The organism is Romboutsia weinsteinii (assembly GCF_002250835.2).
GTDB classification, from domain to species: domain Bacteria; phylum Bacillota; class Clostridia; order Peptostreptococcales; family Peptostreptococcaceae; genus Romboutsia_A; species Romboutsia_A weinsteinii.
In genome coordinates, this window is sequence record NZ_NOJY02000019.1 from 1 (window position 1) to 20,286 (window position 20,286).

The 20,286-nt window shown below is 28.9% G+C and carries 17 protein-coding genes; 4 read left to right on the forward strand and 13 right to left on the reverse strand.

Annotation, left to right across the window (positions count from 1 at the left end; translation table 11 throughout):
• Positions 1–486, forward strand: a 486-nt coding sequence (locus CHL78_RS11535) for an undecaprenyl-diphosphate phosphatase (RefSeq protein WP_147295819.1), incomplete at its 5' end; no start/stop codon positions are given.
• Between the two features lie 58 nt (positions 487–544).
• Here CHL78_RS11535 and CHL78_RS11540 read toward each other — a convergent pair.
• The 12 genes from CHL78_RS11540 to CHL78_RS11595 form a co-directional block, all read right to left on the reverse strand.
• The gene (locus CHL78_RS11540) at positions 545–2,323 is read right to left on the reverse strand and encodes a DEAD/DEAH box helicase (protein ID WP_094366761.1); all 1,779 of its coding nucleotides are present in this window, start codon (positions 2,321–2,323) and stop codon (positions 545–547) included.
• 106 nt (positions 2,324–2,429) lie between these two features.
• Positions 2,430–2,720, reverse strand: a complete 291-nt coding sequence (locus tag CHL78_RS11545; RefSeq protein WP_094366760.1) for a hypothetical protein — start codon at positions 2,718–2,720, stop codon at positions 2,430–2,432.
• Between the two features lie 146 nt (positions 2,721–2,866).
• Positions 2,867–4,408, reverse strand: coding sequence for a ribonuclease Y (gene rny / locus CHL78_RS11550; RefSeq protein ID WP_094366759.1), 1,542 nt, complete (start codon positions 4,406–4,408; stop codon positions 2,867–2,869).
• Positions 4,409–4,652: 244 nt separating this feature from the next.
• Positions 4,653–5,702, reverse strand: a complete 1,050-nt coding sequence (recA, locus tag CHL78_RS11555; RefSeq protein ID WP_094366758.1) for a recombinase RecA — start codon at positions 5,700–5,702, stop codon at positions 4,653–4,655.
• 194 nt (positions 5,703–5,896) lie between these two features.
• Positions 5,897–9,085: a ligand-binding sensor domain-containing protein gene (locus CHL78_RS11560; RefSeq protein ID WP_243446425.1), complete on the reverse strand. Its 3,189-nt coding sequence runs from the start codon at positions 9,083–9,085 to the stop codon at positions 5,897–5,899.
• Between the two features lie 167 nt (positions 9,086–9,252).
• Complete coding sequence (locus CHL78_RS11565; RefSeq protein WP_094366757.1) at positions 9,253–10,698, reverse strand: sensor histidine kinase; 1,446 nt, start codon at positions 10,696–10,698, stop codon at positions 9,253–9,255.
• Complete coding sequence (locus tag CHL78_RS11570; protein ID WP_094366756.1) at positions 10,698–11,396, reverse strand: response regulator transcription factor; 699 nt, start codon at positions 11,394–11,396, stop codon at positions 10,698–10,700. Before CHL78_RS11570 ends, CHL78_RS11565 begins: the two co-directional genes overlap by 1 nt.
• A 24-nt stretch (positions 11,397–11,420) precedes the next feature.
• Positions 11,421–12,188, reverse strand: a complete 768-nt coding sequence (locus CHL78_RS11575; RefSeq protein ID WP_094366755.1) for a hypothetical protein — start codon at positions 12,186–12,188, stop codon at positions 11,421–11,423.
• Between the two features lie 12 nt (positions 12,189–12,200).
• Entirely contained in the window at positions 12,201–13,022 is an 822-nt protein-coding gene (locus CHL78_RS11580; protein WP_094366754.1) for an ABC transporter permease, read from the reverse strand.
• Between the two features lie 14 nt (positions 13,023–13,036).
• A complete protein-coding gene (locus CHL78_RS11585; protein ID WP_094366753.1) occupies positions 13,037–13,774 on the reverse strand; it encodes an ABC transporter ATP-binding protein in 738 nt (245 codons plus the stop codon).
• A gap of 219 nt (positions 13,775–13,993) precedes the next feature.
• Positions 13,994–15,355 (reverse strand): peptide MFS transporter, encoded by a 1,362-nt coding sequence (locus CHL78_RS11590; RefSeq protein ID WP_094366752.1) that lies wholly within the window; start codon positions 15,353–15,355, stop codon positions 13,994–13,996.
• 31 nt (positions 15,356–15,386) lie between these two features.
• Entirely contained in the window at positions 15,387–17,180 is a 1,794-nt protein-coding gene (locus tag CHL78_RS11595; protein ID WP_094366751.1) for an aminopeptidase P family protein, read from the reverse strand.
• 331 nt (positions 17,181–17,511) lie between these two features.
• Between CHL78_RS11595 and CHL78_RS20770 the strand changes: the two genes are divergently transcribed.
• The 3 genes from CHL78_RS20770 (at position 17,512) to CHL78_RS11605 (ending at position 19,095) form a co-directional block, all read left to right on the forward strand.
• Positions 17,512–17,664 carry a hypothetical protein gene (locus tag CHL78_RS20770; RefSeq protein WP_158540686.1) on the forward strand — a complete coding sequence of 51 codons (153 nt, stop codon included), beginning with the start codon at positions 17,512–17,514 and terminating at the stop codon, positions 17,662–17,664.
• Between the two features lie 181 nt (positions 17,665–17,845).
• Positions 17,846–18,634 carry a threonine/serine exporter family protein gene (locus tag CHL78_RS11600; RefSeq protein ID WP_094366750.1) on the forward strand — a complete coding sequence of 263 codons (789 nt, stop codon included), beginning with the start codon at positions 17,846–17,848 and terminating at the stop codon, positions 18,632–18,634.
• The gene (locus CHL78_RS11605; protein ID WP_094366749.1) at positions 18,634–19,095 is read left to right on the forward strand and encodes a threonine/serine exporter family protein; all 462 of its coding nucleotides are present in this window, start codon (positions 18,634–18,636) and stop codon (positions 19,093–19,095) included. The genes CHL78_RS11600 and CHL78_RS11605 overlap by 1 nt, the downstream gene beginning before the upstream one ends.
• Before the next feature lie 85 nt (positions 19,096–19,180).
• On the opposite strand, the gene bsh is transcribed toward CHL78_RS11605, so the two are convergent.
• Positions 19,181–20,170 carry a choloylglycine hydrolase gene (bsh, locus tag CHL78_RS11610; RefSeq protein WP_094366748.1) on the reverse strand — a complete coding sequence of 330 codons (990 nt, stop codon included), beginning with the start codon at positions 20,168–20,170 and terminating at the stop codon, positions 19,181–19,183.
• Positions 20,171–20,286 lie beyond the last annotated feature (116 nt).

Sequence of the window (20,286 nt, forward strand, 5' to 3'; positions counted from 1 at the left end):
GTATTCTTTAACTCAACTGTAGTTGCTATAGCACTTATTGCTTATGGTATAATAATGATATTAATCGAGAATAGAAACAACAAACCTAAGGTTAAAGATTTCTCTCAACTTACATATAAGTTAGCTATTGGTATAGGTTTATTCCAATGTTTAGCACTTATACCTGGTACATCAAGATCAGGATCAACTATAATAGGTGCCACACTTCTTGGTGCATCTAGATTTGTAGCAGCTGAGTTCTCATTCTTCTTAGCTATACCTACGATGCTTGGAGCTAGTGCCTTAAAACTATTAAAAGTAGGTTTCTCATTCACAGGATTTGAATGGCTTGTATTAGGTACCGGATCAGTTGTAGCATTTGTAGTATCTATACTTGCAATAAAATTCCTTATGGATTATATTAAGAAGCACGACTTTAAAGTATTTGGTTACTATAGAATCGTGTTAGGTATTATAGTACTATTATACTTCCAATTCTTAGCATAAGATTAAAGAAGCACGTAGGTGCTTCTTTTTTATTGTAGTTAATTATTTTGCTAATTACCTATTTTGAGTCCATTAGTAGCTTTATAATATCACTTGAGCCTTCATTGAACGTGGTTATAATGCTTAAATAGTCACTAGCTCTATTCATTGCTAAATAAACCTTATTTAAATCCCCTACAAAGTCATTTATTTGATAATCTTGCTCTTTGTCACTTATAGTTTGGTTGTATAGCATCTCTAACTCACATAATATAACTGCTTTATACTCTAAGTTTTTAATAGTGTAAATATTTGATATTGTTACGCCTATTTTTTTACTTATATTAGTTAAATTATCTTCAGCATATATATAAGGTATTTCGGCTTCTTCTAATGCTTTTTTCATCATATATTGGAAGTAAATAGTTTTCCCACTCTTCAGTTTTTTCTTATTATACGGATATACTATAGCTATTTCTGAATACTCTAATCCTTTTTTGTTTATTAAATAGTCTATTTCCCATAAAACAGAACTTATTTGCTCATCTAAATCACTTACCTTTATTATGTCTACAGATTTATTTCCACCTCTAATTGGATTGGTCTCCATAAATACATCATTTTTTATATTTGGCCTCAAAGCTCTTATATAATCATTAGAGTTTTTTACAAAACAGTTTGTAAATTTAGTGATTTCTTCTGATTGTCTATAATTTTTTCTTAAAATGATTTCTTCATCAAAATTTATATCTTCTAATACATTTTTAAATATATTTAGGTTGTTGTAAATGTTTAAAGACTCACAATAAAACACGTTGAAAATATATTTTGATTGATATAAAAACTCTTGTATAAAGTCTAATTCATGTTTTGAGAAACTTTCGGCCTCATCAATAAATATACCTTTAAACATATGCTTATTTTTTATTATATTTTTAGCTTGTTTTATTAAGTTATTGAAGACCTTGTCATAGTCCTTCTTAAGCATATTATAATCTAGTACAAGATTATATTTTTTAGCAAGCTTAAAAACGAATGAGCTAAATGTGTGTATTTCTAAATTATTATTGTCCCTATTTAGCAATTCAACCTTCTCTCTTAGTTCTGTACATAATTGCTTAGAGTAGGTAAATATTAAAAATTTATGATGTGGATACACTCTAGCTAATTTAATAGCCCTAGCTAGCATAATTGTAGTCTTAGATGTTGCGGCTCCTCCTTTAAATAAGGTATTTCCATATTTAATAGAAGTCACATCTTTAATTTGATCTTCTTCTAACATAGTAGCACTATATTTGTAATCCTCATTTGAAAAAGATATTTTCTTGAAGTTCTTATTTAAGTGAATATTATCATTTATAAGATAATACTCTGGGCAAATATCTAACATAAATAGATTTAAATCTATATCATCATTAGATTCTTTTAAGTATTCATTTAATAAATGCTTATCTTCCATAACTTCTTTAAGCTTATTTTTATCTATAATATTATTTTTTACAAAATCTTCAAATCCATAACTTTCATTTATTTCTACATATGGCATTATAAAGATATAATTATAATTTATTTTTCTTTCCATCTGAGTCATTTTTATCTTTAAAAAGTCATATTCTTCATTCATAACTTCAAGGAGTTCTTCTTCTAATATATAGAATAAATCTTCAGTAGTATCCATAAATTTTATAAATAAGACACTGTTATCTTTAATGTACATCAGGTCTGTATTTATCCCTTTAAAAGGAGTAACTTTGGGCACTACATTAACATCTTCTTCTATATTTTTGTAAAAGATTTCTTCTATCTCTTTTATTTTTAAAGCATCTAATTGAGAATTAATATTCATGTATTGGCTCAACTTATATTCCCCCCTTATTTTATATTAATTATACCATTTTCAGATATAATTGGCTATATTTGGTTTTGACAAAAAGGGAGAGTATATTCTACTCTCCCCCTTAATTTTATTTATAATTTCTTTCTAACCATCTATCCATTTTTCTTCTAACTTCATTTTCTTTTACTTCGTCAAAAGCTGTTTCTTGTGTTGTATAAGTTTGAACTAAATTCTCAACATTTGTTGAGTACTCTAAAAATACACCATTCTTATTTTCAAATCCGACGCTCATTACATCGTATTTATTATCATGTTCATTAAGCACAACACCATATTCTACTTCCATTCTCTTATCATTTTTAGTATCATTTGGTTTTACCATTTTTACGTATTGGTTTACTGCTAATTTATTTAACATATAGCTCCTCCTGTAGTTTTATAGTTATTATTCCCAGTTTCATTTTTTCTAATATATAATTTCCTTTTTATATTATTGACATTTTTTATTTAAATATATGTCTATTAATTTATAAAATAAAAAAAAGAGGGTAAAAACCCTCTTTCTTATTTTGCATATTCAATTGCTCTAGTTTCTCTTATTATACTTACTTTTATTTGTCCAGGATATTCAAGTTCATCCTCTATTTTCTTAGTCATATCTCTAGCTAATAAATGTATATCTTCATCATTAAGAGCTTCTGGCTTAACCATTATCCTAACTTCTCTACCTGCTTGGATAGCAAATGATTTTTCTACACCTTCATAAGAATTAGCTATTTCTTCTAATTTTTCAAGTCTCTTTATATAAGCCTCTAGAGTTTCTCTTCTAGCTCCTGGTCTAGCTGCAGATATTGCATCCGCTGCTGTTACAAGCACAGCTTCAACTGTTTGTGGCTCATAATCTCCATGGTGTGTACTCATAGCATGTATAACATCCTTAGATTCTTTGTATCTTCTAAGTAAATCCATACCTATTTCAACATGAGTTCCTTCCATTTCGTGATCCACTGCTTTACCTATATCATGTAATAATCCTGCTCTTTTGGCTAATTTAACATCAGCTCCTATTTCTGCAGCCATTATTCCTGCTATATGGGCAACTTCTATAGAATGTTTAAGTACATTTTGACCATAACTTGTTCTATAGTTAAGTCTTCCTAGTAATCTAACTAATTCAGGATGTATTGCATGTACTCCTGTTTCAAATGTAGCTTGTTCCCCAAATTCTTTTATTATATTATCTACTTCTTTTTTAGCTTTTTCAACCATTTCTTCGATTCTTGCTGGATGTATTCTTCCATCAGATATAAGCTTTTCAAGTGCAATTCTTGCAACTTCTCTTCTTATAGGATCGAATCCTGATAATATTACAGCTTCAGGAGTATCATCAATTATAAGATCTATTCCTGTTAATGTTTCTAGAGTTCTTATATTTCTGCCTTCTCTACCTATGATTCTACCCTTCATTTCATCATTAGGTAAGTTAACTACTGTAACAGTAGTTTCTGCAACATGATCTGCTGCACACTTTTGGATGGCATATCCTATAATTTCCCTTGATTTTTTGTCTGCTTCATCTTTAGCTTGAGATTCTATTTCTTTTATCATTATAGACATCTCACGTCTAACATCTCTTTCTGCATTAGTTAATATAATTTCTTTAGCTTTGTCAGAAGTTATTCCCGATATATTTTCTAACTTCTCTAATTGTTGAGTTTTTATAGTGTCGATATCTTTTTCTTTTTTCTCTACATTCTTTAATTTGTCACTTAGGCTAGTCTCTTTAGATTCTAAGTTTTGTAACTTTCGATCTAATACTTCTTCTTTTTGAATAACCCTTTTTTCAAATTTTTGAAGATCATTTCTTCTTTCTTTATTTTCTCTCTCTGCTTCGGTTCTCCACTTATGGATTTCTTCTTTAGCCTCTAATAGCTTTTCTTTTTGTACTGTTTCTGAATCTTTGTTAGCTTTATCTATTATTTCTTTGGCTAAGTTTTCAGCTTGGCCAATTTTTGTTTCAGATATATTCTTTCTAACAAAATACCCAGCTATAATACCTACGGCTGTACCTATTACAGCAATTAATATAGTTTGTATGACATCCACCTCCTTTGTTAATTATCCCAAAACGTCATCCTTACACTTTTAAAATCATTTTATTATTACAAGTAAATCATACTCTATGATAAATTCAATCAATCGCATAATTTTCTTAGTAATTACAGCAAATGCCTCATTTTTATATTTTTTAGAAAACATTTACTGGAAAATTAAATTTAGATATTTTATCCTCACTTAATTTTATAATTTTTTCTATGTTGTGTCAAGTTAATAGGAGATGTGTTATGCTTTATTCTTCAATATTTTCTAATAAATCATCTTCTTGTGATATATTTTCTTTATTTTCATCTAATTTATAGTGTTTTCTAACCTTTTCATCCAGTTCTTGTACTAAATCTGGATTATCAGCTAAGAACTTTTTTACGTTCTCTCTACCTTGTCCAATCTTAGTATCATTATAACTAAACCATGAACCTGATTTTTTTACTAGATCTATATCTGTAGCTATATCTAATAGGTCTCCTATTTTTGATATACCTTCACCATACATAATATCAAATTCACATTGCTTAAATGGAGGTGCTACTTTATTTTTCACTATTTTAACCCTAGTTCTACTTCCCATTACCATGTCACCTTGCTTTATTGTATCTACTTTTCTAACATCAATTCTTACTGAAGCATAGAATTTAAGTGCACGTCCTCCAGTTGTAGTCTCTGGATTCCCAAACATTATACCAACCTTTTCTCTAAGCTGGTTTATAAATATTGCAACACAGTTTTGCTTTTTAATTGTGCCTGTTAGTTTTCTTAAAGCTTGAGACATAAGTCTTGCTTGAAGACCAACATGCGAATCTCCCATATCTCCTTCTATTTCCGCCTTTGGAACAAGTGCTGCAACAGAGTCTACTACTATTATATCAATTGCTCCACTTCTTATTAGTGCCTCTGCTATTTCTAGTGCTTGTTCTCCTGTATCTGGCTGAGATATGATTAGATGATCTATATCTACACCTAATGCCTTTGCATATACTGGATCTAGAGCATGTTCTGCATCTATAAATGCTGCTATCCCACCTTGTTTTTGTGCTTCAGCTACAGAGTGAAGCGCTACAGTAGTCTTACCTGATGACTCTGGACCATATATCTCAATTATCCTTCCTTTTGGAAGACCACCTATACCCACTGCTATATCTAATCCTATTGAACCTGTTGGAACTACATCTATACACATACCTGATGCTTCACCAAGCTTCATAACTGAACCTTTACCAAATTCTTTCTCTATCTTACCTAAAGCACTGTTAAGAGCTTCTAGTTTTTCTGCTTGTATACTCATTATAAATCATCCCTTCTTTAAACTTAATCAAACATCCGTTCTAATTATTTATTATTATATATGAATAATTATTCATCGTCAATTATTCATATATAGTAAATATTTTTTAATTTATTTAGGATTAATTTTATTATTTTTGTAATTAAAATTAAAACGGTGTAGCCTAATAAAGACTACACCGTTTTTCTTATTAATTACGATACGGGTAAAATAATTGTAAATTTAGTCCCCTTATCTTTTTCACTTTCAACATATATTTCTCCATTATGAAGGTCAATAATATGCTTTGTAATCGTTAATCCTAAACCGCTTCCACCTTTAACCTCTGTATTTTTATCAACAACTTGGTTAAATCTATCAAAAATTGATTCATGATATTTTTTATCTATACCAATACCTGTATCTTCAACACTTATCATTACTCTTTCACCTAAATCTTTAATATCAACTTTAATACTTCCATTCTTAGGTGTAAATTTTGATGCATTACTTACTAGGTTTACAATACATCTTTCAATTTCATACTTATCGCATATTACCATCTTTTCTTCTACATTTGTATCAATTATAAGATTAATACCAAATGACTCTATAGCATCTTTTAATCCTAATGTAGTCTCTTCTACTATATAAACTATGTCTTGATCTTCTAAAATAATATTATACTTCCCATTTTCAATTTTGGTTGTATCTATTATATTGTTTATTAAACTTAATAATCTAGTAAGATTTTTTCTCATTACATCTAGATAGTACTCTAATTTTTCTTTACCTATACCTTCTTCTGACTTACTTAAGTTTGTAATTAGTTGTTCTACTGAACTTATAACATTTAGTGGGGTTCTAAGCTCATGAGATAGGTTTACAAAATAGTTATTTTTATTCCGTTCAACTTCTATTATTTTATTTAAAAGTTCATTATTTCTTTCCATTTGTTTACTTAGTTCTTCTGTCTTCTTGCCTACTAATTTATCCAATCGTCTCACTTTGGTAGCATGTCTATATATTAATATTAGAACTAGCACAGTATATAATACTATAGCTTTATCACTTCGCCACAAAGGAGGTTCGATCTTAAATCCTACTCTACTCATTTTACTTAAGTTCCCATTTTGACTTCTTGCTTGTATCTTAAAAGTATACTCTCCTGAGTCTAATTCGTTGAATATCACTTCATTGCTGCTTGAGGTTATCCAATCATCCATAGATCCTTCTAATTTATAACGAAACTGTATATTATTATTTTTTTTATATTCTGTTATAAAATATTTTATTCTGATTGAATTGTCATTATATTTAAAACTTAATCCATTTATATTGCTATAGATTTTACCTTCTACCTCAAAATTATCGAATGTGATAATTGGTTTATATGATGAATTTAATATTTTATCTGGATAAAAGCTATTTAAACCTTTTACCCCCCCAAATAAAAATTCACCACTTTTACTTTTATAGTACGCTTTCCCGTTAAACTCACTACTCTGTAATCCATCTGTACTACTTAAGTTACTGAACTTATTAATTTTTAAATCAAATTTTGAAATTCCATTATTAGTACTTATCCATGGATTTCCATCATCATCAATTAATATTCCATAAATAGTATTATTTGGAAGACCGTCTTTATCAGTATATCTCTTAAATGATTCACTAGATTTATTGAACCTAACTAATCCATCACTAGTTCCAATCCAAAGATTTCCTTTTTTATCTTCTGTTATAGATCTTATACTCTTAATACTATCTTCATCATATTCTTCGCTATCAATATCGTAGGTCATATATGTTTTTATACTTTTATCATAAGGATTGATCTTTATTAGCCCACCTAATATAAAATTACCTATCCAATAAATACCATCAGAATCCTCATAAATTTCTTCTATATATGTATCTAATATGTCATTTTCGTTTAGAACAGATGTCATATTTATAATTTCTTTAGTCGATGTATCTAATATATCAAGACCATCCGGTGTACCTATCCACAAATATCCCTTACTATCGAGTAGTATACTTTTTATATTATTACTTACCAACCCTTTATTTACAGTATACTTCTCTATAACCATGGTATCTTTATTTACTTCATTTATTCCATTCCTAGTTCCTATCCATATAATATTATCTTTACCTGTGATTACCCTTATAGAATTGCTATTTAGATCATAATCAGTATTGCCTTCATAAAACTTTACGTATTCATCATTTTCTCGATTTACTATATTTAAGCCTTTATCTCTTGTACCCACCCATAATAGACCATCTTCATCTTCATAAACTCCATGTATTACATTATCACTTAAAGAATTTTTATCTAAAGGATCACTCTTATATTGCTTTATTTGATTTGTTGGATCAAATGTACTTATTCCTGTATAAGTACCAGCCCATATCATCCCCGTACTATCTTCCATAACAGTATATACAATATTATTAACTAAACTGTTATTATCATAATTCTTATTATTGTATGTAGCAAATTTGCCGCTCCCTATATGATTACTCAAACCTTTTTCTGTAGCTATCCATATAGTACCATTTTGATCCTGCAGCATATCTCTTGTGACATTTGAAGGTATAGAAAATTTATCATCTTCATCAAATGCATAAATTTCTACCTCATTAGTCTTTATGTTTAATTTATTTATACCACTATCATCCGTAGATATCCATAGGTTTTCATCATTGTCAAACATAAGAGAATTGATTTTATTACTACTTATAGAATTTTCTTGTTGTGAGCTATACTTGTATATCTTTTTATTTTTTATATCTACTTTATTTAATCCTTTACCTGTTGCTATCCATATATTTTTATCTTTATCTTCTTTAATATCTATAACATCTTGACTAGTTAATATACTATCTCCATCAAGTATTCTTTCAAAATCATCACTTTTTTCATTGTAATAGTATAAACCACCGCAAGTCCCAATTATTACATCTCCATTTTTTGTTATCAAAATGCTATGTATATTATAATATTTACTATTATCACTATCGTATTTATAGTTAACAATAGAGGTGTCATTTAAATTTATTTTACTTATACCATTATCCGTTCCAACCCATAGGTTTCCTTTTTTATCTTCTTCAATTGATAGAATATGGTTACTAGCTATAGTATTTTTATCGTTTTTTTTAGATTTATATACCTTCATTTCAAAACCATTGTATCTATTTAAACCATCATTAGTTCCTATCCATATATATCCTCGACTATCTTGAAATATAGATTCTACCGTAGATTGTGATAGACCATCATCTATGGTTATATTCTCAAATTTTATATAATCTTCTGCATAAATATTTCCTGCGAATCCAACTATAAAAATAATAGTAATCATAGTTATTAGGTTTCTTTTATTTGCTCTCACGTAACCACACCTTTTCCAATATTTTACATGTTGCAACTTACATCTTCATTATACTACAATTAACTACCATATTATACTTTATATTTAGAGAAACAAACTTTTAATATTTAAAACTAATACCTAAGATTATTTAATATTTATTCACTATATAAAAAGAGGATATTGTCCTATTTTGAACAATATCCTTTTGATGCATTTTTAATATAAAATTCTACATTGGCTCCTTTGTTTTCACTATTTGAAATCATAATTTCACCGTTATGTTTTTCAATTATTATTTTACAAATATATAATCCTAAGCCAGAATTTCCTGAACTTACACCTCTAGCTTTATCTCCTCTGTAAAATTTATTTAAAGCAAACTTTAAATCATTATTACTAAATCCTCTACCGGTATCGCTTATTTTAAAATATAATCTATTTTCTTTTATACATATCTCTATATCTATATTTCCATTATTATCAGTGTATCTTATTGCATTAGTAATAATATTATCTAAAACTCTTGAAATAGCAGTCTCATCAAATCTCCACACTACTTCATTATCTATATTTTCTAAAACTAAGTTTATACTAATAGCTTTTTCATGCGCTAAAGCCATAAACCCTTCTAGTTTTTCATTTAAGAAGTTGACAATATTATTATCTGAAGGTAAAATATAAAACTTAGAATTTTCAAGCTTATTTATAGTATTTAAATCTTCTACTAACATAACCGCCCTATCTGTAGATTTATTAATTGATTCTAAGTAAGTTATTAATCTAGTTTCATTTTTGTAAGAACCTTCTAATAACATATCTACCTTACCCTTTATTACAGTTAGTGGGCTTCTTAAATCATGAGATAGTCCTGAAATTATCTCTTTTCTTTCTTCTTCTATACTCCACTGTTTGTTTAAAGTACTACTTAATTCTTTTTTCATTTCATCAAAAGAACTTATTACCTCTCCCAACTCATTATTATAAGGATATTCTAAGTCAAAATCTAAATCATTCTCTCTTATTTTACTAGATGCCCACTTAAGTTTATTTAAAGGTTCATTAATATTTATTGCTAGCTTTCTACCAAACAGATATGAAAATAGCATTATATAGATAAATGGTGAAACTAGTATAGTTATAGAAACTAATGATATTATGCTCTGAGGTATATTATCTGAGCTAACCTCTAGAGTGTAGTTTAAAATTACAACTCCTTTTAAATAGTAATCTTCACTAATAATAGGAATGTATTTGTCTACATTGTTTTTCTTATCTACATAAGATGTATTTATCCTATCTATTATTTCTTTTTTATTATCTAAGTTTCTTTCTAATGTTCCATAGCTAGTAGTATTATCTAGGTCAATTACCTCATACTTTATTCCTTTTGAAGGTATTAGTTCATATAGCTTATTTTTATAGTCTTTATCTAATAATTTTATATTATTAGATTTTATATATGATTCTATTTTTGGAATCATATTTTCATAATAATTTGCTGGTTTTATATTTTTGCCATTTATTAATGATATCCCTATAATTACTGTAACTACTACTGAAATCATGCTACAAACTAGTACTAAAACAAATGTTGATATAAATTGTTTTTTTAAAGAGTACTTCTTAAACATTACTCCTTTACTCCTTCTTCATTGTTATTCCACTTATAACCTACACCCCACACTGTTGAAATAAAAGAAAAATTTTTGTTTATATACTGAAACTTTGATCTTAACTTTTTTACATGCTCAGCTACTGTACTTGAATCACCTTCCGCATCATATCCCCAAATTTTTTCATAAATTCTGTCCTTAGAAAATACCTGACCTTTATTAAGTACTAAAAGTTCCATAATATCAAACTCCCTTTTAGTCAGTTTTATTATTTCATCAAAATAGTAAACTTCTCTAGCATTTAAATCTATCTTTAGATTCTTAAATATTAAAAATTTATTTTCGTTTTCTTTATCTCTTTTATCTCTTCTTAGATGAGCCCTGACTCTTGCTCTTATTTCTCTAACGCTAAATGGCTTTGTTATGTAGTCATCACCACCTAAAGCTAATCCTTTTACTATATCATTTTCTTCAACCTTTGCTGTTATGAATATAATAGGGCAAGATACAATTTCTCTAATTTCTTTGCATAGTTCAAATCCATTCTTACCTGGCATCATAACGTCTAATAAAATTATACTAGGAGAGTTATTTATGAGATCTAAGGCTTTATCTGCACTTTTGGCTGTGTAAGTTAAAAATCCTTCATCTATAAAAACATCTTCAAGTAAAGAAAGTATCTCTTCATCATCATCTATTATTAATACTTTTTCCATTGTAATTCCTTTCCTATTTGGATATTAATTTAAATAGTCTCTCTTATCAAATATATAAATTGATGATAAGCTAGATAATACTATAATTATAATACATGTAATTACAAAAGTACTGTTCATGTTAGCTAGCACATCAAAAATTGTTTTTGTACTAGTAAGGAAAAACTCAAAACTATCACTAATGTATATTGATCCTACACATACTCCTATTGATAAAATGTATGCTATAGCTGAATTTTTGGATAATAATCCTATAATAGAACTTATACCAAGTACCGTAAGCATGATAAGGTATTCTAGTATATAAAACTTTAAATTATAAAATAATGCTCCGATTAGATTGTACTCTTTATTAATATTAAAATATTTTGTAACTTCTACTTTATCCATTACTAAATATCCAAATAATGTTCCTACAATATATATAATTATAGTAAATATTGCTGTAATTATTGCACAGCTTATTAACTTACTTATTATATAGTCTTTCTTTTTATATCCTCTAACTAAAACCATTCTATACGCACCACTAGTATTTTCATGGTTAAAGCTTTCTATAAATATCATCGGACAAAATACAAATAGTAAATATAAATGTATCTCTCTAATTATAAAAGGTGCAGTATTTAATGAGTTTAAAGCTATTGTTGTTTCTGGATCATAAAATCCAACATTAAACATCTTTATAAATAAACCTAGTAAAATAAATATTATAATTGATACAGCAAATAATACTTTATTCTTTCTACTTTTAATCGTTCTATCTAGTTCACATAAAATTATATTTTTCATCTTTAATTCCTCCTACATTAAGTTATCATTTTTCTTATAAACAGCATAGCTACTTAACAAGAAAATTAGTATATAGCTGCCTATTATTGATAGATTGAATACGTTAAAGCTATTCTTTTCTCCTATCATCATTGCTATACCTTGGTATTGTACTTGAGTAATAGATAGCAACTGGTATTTAATTAGATTTATATTATCAAATAGTAAAATCTGAATAATTGTAGGATAAGCTATTAGACCTAGAAGTATAGATGCACTTAATCCTAATGCAATTACAACACTTTTGCTTATTGTTGCTATAAAAAACATTACTGATGCTATAGATAATAGGGTCAAAAATGATATTAGGTAATACTTGATTGTATAAATAAATGCTTGAGCTTCATCAAAAGCTTTACCCCAATAAAATATATACACATTATCCATCTTAGGAAAAATAATAAATCCAATTATATATCCAAGTATTAGATAAGCTACTAAGTATATAAAAATCGTAGCTACTATTACTAAAAACTTAGCCATAAATACCTCAATTGGCTTAAACTTACGAATAAGTACCATTCTAATAGAAGCATTTCTGACTTCTTGTGTAACTGATAAAATCATTAATAATACAACTATCATGTTAAAACCTAAAATTAGTTGCTCTTGCATAGCTGCAACCGGAAAATTTAAAAAGCTTGTAAACTGTGGATTAGATACCTCCATAGTAATGTTAACCCCTAAATAGTATTTAGCTGAGGCTATTAATAAAACAGGTATCGCTAAAAAGCAAGCCCAAGTAGATTTTCTGTAGTATAATCTTTGAAATTCACTGATAAATAAACTCTTCATAATCTATCACCTTCCTAGTACTTAGTCATAAGACTTACAAAGATTTCTTCTAAATTATTACTTTCTGATTCATCTATTAAATCCCTAGTATCCCCACACCAAACTAAATTTCCTTCTTTTATAATTACAAGCTTTTCGCATATTTTTTGAAGTTCATCTAGCAAATGACTTGAGATAAAGAATGTTATACCCTTTTCTTTATTTAATTTCAAAATCAATCCTCTAAGCTCAATCATACCCATAGGATCTAGTCCATTGGCTGGTTCATCTAGAATTATTATTTTCGGATTATTAAGTAGTGACTGTGCAATACCTAGCCTTTGCTTCATACCTAATGAATAAGTTGATACCTTATCCTTTCTTCTATCGTAAAGTCCTACTATTTTTAATACTTCTTCAACCTTTGTTTTTCTTTCATTTTTACTCATATTTTCATTTAGTGTAGATAAATTGTTAAGTACCTGCTCTCCAGTCAAATATGAAAAGAATATAGGTGCTTCAACTATGGCTCCTAAGTTTTCTAATGCTTCTCTTCTTTGTTTATTGACATCGTAATTGTCTATATAAATATTTCCTTCTGTTGGAGTAATAAGTCCTGTAATAAGTCTTATCATAGTTGTCTTACCTGCTCCATTTGGACCTATAAAACCGCATATATCTCCTACTTTTACTTCAAAGCTAATATTATTTATTATCTTTTTTCTTTTAATACTTTTTGACACGTTATCTACCTTTAAAATATATTTTCTCATAAGAGCACCTCCAAATATTTGTTGTTAAGTTATATTTAGATGTTAATTTATAATTTTAAAGATTCTATAAAGTTTTATAGATAATTTTAAAACTATAATAAAAGATTCATTGTAATAAAAAAGACCGTATCAGCTTATTTGCTAATACGGTCTTTCATTATAACTTTAATTATAAGCAATTATTTTTACTTATAATTATTATTCGATTTATTAATATTTCTAGTTAGTAGCCTCAACTGCTTCATCTTCTTCAACAAGACTACTTAGTTTCTTATCGTATACAAATAGTACTATTGCTGTAACAAATGTGATTATTGGAATTATAGTATAAACTTTTATAAAGTCAAAGTTTAGAGTGAAGCTATATATATATCCATATCCTTGAGCCGCAATAAAGGTAGCAACTATCCACACTCCCATAAGAACTGATAGTATTTGCTTAGGTCCATACTTACTTACAAAAGAGTTTCCAAGTGGTGAGAATAGCATTTCACCAATACTTAAAAGTATACCAAACATTACTATCCACATTATACTAGCTTTACCAGCTCCTCTTGTAAGCTCAGCACCAACAAGCATTAAGAATGAAAGTCCTAAGAATATAAGACCTAGTCCAAGCTTTCTAAATATACTCATATCTCCTTGTGGTCTCTTAGCAAGTTTTGCCCATACTCCAGCAAGTACTGGACCTAGTATTATACAAACTAATGCATTTAAAGAGTCAAACCAAGCAAGAGGAACTTCAAATCCACCAACAAGTAAGTTAACAAACTCTGCACCATAATCATACACTGCAAGATAAGTTAAGTACCAGAACACCCAGAATACTACAGAGAAGAATGATACAAGTACTATAGCTCCAATTCTCTTCTTATCAGTCTTTGTAAGAGGAGTCTTTTCTTTTATCTCAACCTTTTCTGCAACAACACCTTCTTTAAATGGTCTCTTTCCAGCATTTCCTAGGAATCTCCATCCAATTATAAACCATATCCCACCTATTATACATAAAATAGCAGCTAATAAGAAACATTGAGAAAAGCCAAGTACTCCATTTTTTGCAAATGTCTTCATGTAAAGAAAACCAACTGCTGTAGTTCCTATAAAAGATCCTATGTTCACAAAAGAATATTGTACTGAGAATGCTGAATCTAAGTCTTCTTGGTTATCAAATAATTGCCCATTTACAGCTGATACGTTACCTTTAAAGAACGCTGTACCTATTGAAACTAGTACAATCATAGCAATTACCATTGAAGTAGACTCGGCTATTGATCCGCAGTAATATCCTGCTGCCATTAAAAACATACCTACTGGTATAGTATATCTTGCACCTATCCATCTATCTGATATGTATCCTCCAATTATTGGAGAAAGATATGTAAATGCAACAAGATTCGCCTGCATTATTGCAGCTTGCCCTTTATCTATTCCAAGTCCCCCAGTTATTATTGATGCTGTTAAGAACATATAGATTAAATACTTTGAAGAATAATATGCAGCTCTTTCAAAAGAGAAAGTTGTTGCACAGAAATAAAATCCTAGAGGGTATTTCTTTTTCTTACTTACTACATTTGTGCTCATAATTTCAAATCCTTTCAAGATTATAATAGTGTTATATTTCTCTAGTATATGTCTTTAGCCAAGCTCTTTCTTCATCTAAAAGATACGGTGATATTGTTTCATAAACTAATTTATGATAATTATTAATATAATTGCGTTCTTGCTTGTTTAGCTCAGATACTTCTATAGCATCAAGGTCAATAGGCGCATATGTTACAGGTTCAAACTCCATAAATTGTCCAAATTCATTCTTTTCAGCTGACTTTACAATCAACTCATTTTCTATTCTAATACCATGAGAGTTCTCAATATAAATTCCTGGTTCATTAGTTATTACCATACCAGGTTCAATTACAGCAGTCTCATGTTTTGAAGGAACTATCTGCCATCTAAATCCTGCAGGTCCTTCGTGGATATTTAAAAGATATCCAACTCCATGTCCCGTTCCACACTTGTAGTCTATACCAAGTTGCCATATTGGCTGTCTTGCAAGTACATCAAGGTTGAATCCTTTTGCTCCATATAAGAATTTTGCCATTGAAAGATTAATCATCCCCCTGACAACTGCAGTGAAATGGATTTTTAATTCTTCACTAATTTGACCTAGTGAAATTGTTCTTGTAATATCTGAAGTACCTTCAAAGTAATTTCCTCCAGTATCAACTAAATATAAATGCTCTGGTTCTAACTTGTAGTTAGATTCATCAGTTGCGCTGTAATGCATCATAGCAGCATGATCTTTGTATGCTGATATAGGTGCAAAGCTTGGACTAATAAACCCTTCTTGCTCACGTCTATAATCTTCAAGCTTGTCTGATGCGCTTATTTCAGTTATTTCCATATTACTTATGTTATTTTTTATCCAGTACATAAACTTTGTAAAGGCTACACCATCTTTTATATGGCTTTTTCTTATGTTATCTAATTCAACATTATTTTTTATAGCCTTAAAAAGTATTGTTGGATTTTCTTTTTCCACTTTTTTTACATCATTTGGTATGTTATTAAGAATTGCATAGTTAATTTTTCTTAAATCAACCATTACTACTTCATCTTTATGTATACCTTTAATAAAATCATATACATCATTGTAATGATGAATTATAACCGTCTCATTCGATAACGTTTTCTCAATATCATTATTTAATTTGTTCTCATCAACGAAAAGATGCACGCAGTCTGTTGTTACTACACAATAAGAAAGAAATAAAGGTGAGTACTCAACATCATCTCCTCTAATGTTAAACAACCATGCAATGTCATCTAAGCTTGTAATTATATGAGTAGTAGCATTTGATTCTTGCATCTTTTCACGAAGTCTTCTAAGTTTTGATGAAAAACTTTCACCAGCATACTTTACATCTAGTAAAAAAGCAGGTTTTTGTGAAATTGCAGGTCTATCTTTCCAGATAATATCCACAAGATCCTCATTATAAGCAATGCTTATATTTTTACTTGATAGCTTTTCTTCAAAAGAGATTCCCTCTTGTGCAGCAATTACTCTTCCGTCAAATCCTAGTGTTCCATTGTCAGTAAGTGTTGAGTAAAGGTACTCTTCTACTGTTGGTACTCCTGGTTCTCCCATTTTAAAAAGCCTTATGCCACTTCCTTGAAGCTGAGTTTCAGCTTGAATAAAATACCTTCCATCAGTCCACAGCCCAGCATCATCTTTTGTCACAACCACTGTTCCTGCTGATCCTGTAAAACCAGATATGAAAGCTCTTGCTTTGAAATGTTCCCCTACATATTCACTTTGATGATTGTCAGCTGAAGGAATAATATATGCATCCATATTTCTTTCCTTCATAAGTTCCCTCAACTCAGACAATTTTTGACTGATATTCATTTGACACCCCTCCCCTTTAAATTTATTACTTCACGTAAATCGTAGCACATAGTGTCTTAATATTCAACAAAAAAGGAATAGTCCAAATATTATGACAATGTAGTGATGCCAATATGTTGAATAAGTTTTTTAAGCCTATGTATTTGTTTAAATAATAACATGATTTTACAAGAATAATTACATCTTTTTCATCTTATTTTAAATAAAATAAATTTATTGTTTTGATATATTATAAATTTAAATTGTTAGTTTCAAACAAATTAATACAATATTTTTGCCAAAGTAGATAATAATAAGAATGTATTAAAACTATTACTAGGAGGACAACTTAATGAAAAACAAACAACCAAAGTTTAATAGCAACAGTGATGTTAAAATGTCTTGCACTACAAAGAAAAGACTACAAGGAACTTGTCCAGAATATAAAGATGGATGCCAATGTAAAGAAGAAAAGAATCAAAAATATACAAATCAATTTAAATAATATTACAACTAACTATATGTAGCGTAATAAAATAGAGTACCTAGGTACTCTATTTTTATTTGCATACGAAACTTATTTTACATTTATTATATATTATGGATTTTTATGTAATACATTTCACCATAATAGTCAATGATAGCATTATATGCAATAATTGCGTAATTTTTATTTAGGAGGAATCATGTGTCCAGAATATAATGATAAAGATAAAAAAAATATTCTCAGATTAGCACTATTTTTTGGTGAACTTATGCTCTCTTGCGGTGCAGAAACCTATCGTGTAGAAGATAGCGTAATTAGAATTTGTAAATCTAGAGGGTTTAATCATATAAGTGTTTTCACTACACCTACTGTTATAATAATTTCAGATGAACGATTCGATGGGTATAGCTTTATGAAAACTATTAGATATAGAGCTACTAATTTAGCAAAGATGGATTTATTAAACTCCTTTTCTAGAGAGTTTGTTAATAGACCTAACTTATCTTCCAATGATGCTTTAGATGAGTTGAAAAAGCTAGAAGTAAGTAGTCCCTATCCAAGATACGTTGTAAACTTAGCTACTGCTGTAGGATCTGCAAGCTTTGCAGTATTGGCAGGTGGAGATAATACTGTTGTATTTATACTAACACTTATTACTTCTGTACTTGCAAATCTCTGCTACAATAGGGTACTAAAAATAAGTGGTATTTCGACGTTCTCAACTATAGTTGCCTCTTTCTTTATAGGATTAGTTGGTGTGTCGTTAACTTTAGCTAATATAATACCTAGTCCAAAAATGCTTATAGTTGGATCTATAATGCCATTGCTTCCAGGAGTTCCTTTTATAAAATCTATTCGTGATTTAATTTCTGGTGATTTAATATCTGGTATGACACTCATCTTAGATGTAGCTATTACTGCTATTTGTATTGCCAGCGGTATTGGTGTTATTCTCAATATATATTTTAAGTCAGGAGGAGTACTATAATGATTGATCTTCCTTTAAGTATACATATCATATTTTCCTTTTTAGCAGCTATTGGATTTGCTATATTTAATTGTGCTCCAGTGGTATCGCTAATCCCTACTGGTATTATTGGTACTTTTGGCTGGGTTTTCTATGTCTTATTAAATAGAGCTGGGCTTGATGTTATGACGTCAAATTTTCTTGCTGCATCTTTAGTTGCTATTTGCGGGGAGCTATTGGCTAGAGTTATGAAAAAACCTTCTACGGTTTTTGTTATACCAGGTGTTATACCTTTAATACCTGGGCTTGGACTTTATAATACTATGTTTTATTTGGTTCAAAACAATTTTAATTCGGCTATAGCTACAGGTACTACTACAATTTTTGTTGGCGGATCCATTTCTCTTGGAGTATTGGTGGTATCTTCTATTTTTAGAACTTATAGTATTTTAAAATATGTTAAGATTAATCATAAACCATAGTTATCAGGTATTTTTTATATTAGAAATATAATATTTATAGGGGGGTCGTAAAACACGACTTCCCCCTATTTATAGCTTTAATAAACTAATTCTCATACTCCATGTTTAACTTATCTTTATATTCAAATATCTTAATTTTATCATCATCTAAGTTTTCTTTATTCATATCTATAACTCTTATTTGATTATTGTTATATGTGTTGTAATAGTAAATTCCCTTCTCTTGACACATACAAGAAGTGTATTGAGTAATATCATTTTTTTGCTCAGGTGTTTCTACTGAACCTCTTACAAAAGCTACGCCATTAAGTATATGGAAAAACTCAATTATTCCTGAATTTTCGGCTTCACTAAAAGCTACATTACTTCTTAAAAATGCTACCTTTACAAATCTAGATGTTGACGAAAAATCTCCAGGAAGCCCAAATCCACCTGCACCTTGCCCTAATGGTTTTAATTGTTGATCACTCCATGTCATATCACTTGGCTGATAAGGAGTTATGCCCATATAATTATTTAAATTGGTAATGTGCCAATCAAATGTAGGCGAATTTGTTAGCACTCCCACTTTATTATCAAATACAGTTAATTTATCTTTTGTTTTTTCTATTACTATGCAATCACCTTTTTTATCTGTTACTATCCAATGAAGCGTTGGAAGAGGTGTTGACTTAGCAAATGGCTTTCCAACAATATTTAATTTTTCTAATTCAGGCTTTAACTGTTCAATAGTTTCAAAGTTTGCTAGTATCCAAAGTATTACATCATATGGCGCTATATTAGTTTTACCTTCTATAGAAGTTTCTTCCCAATGAGCATATCCAGGAAAATTTAAACCTGCACAAGCTAGTCCTTTTTCATTCATAGCTTCAGCAAATAATGGATGGTTATCCATTATTATTCCCATACCAATCATAGCATACTTTGTTTTTTCAGTTTCGTTTGTTATTTTATTTATATAGCTAAAGTTTCTAGGTACAAGATCTATTGATTGGTTAAATGAGTATTCTAAGTCCATATTTCTTCCAAATAAATGATAACCATCTTTTGTTGTTAAAGTTAATGCAGTGCACATAATTATATATCCTTTCATTTTAATAATTTTTATCTCTACTTATGATTCTCAAGTTTTTATTATTTTATTGATATATGTTTGTAATTTATAACAAAAAGAGAGAGTCGTAAAAACCG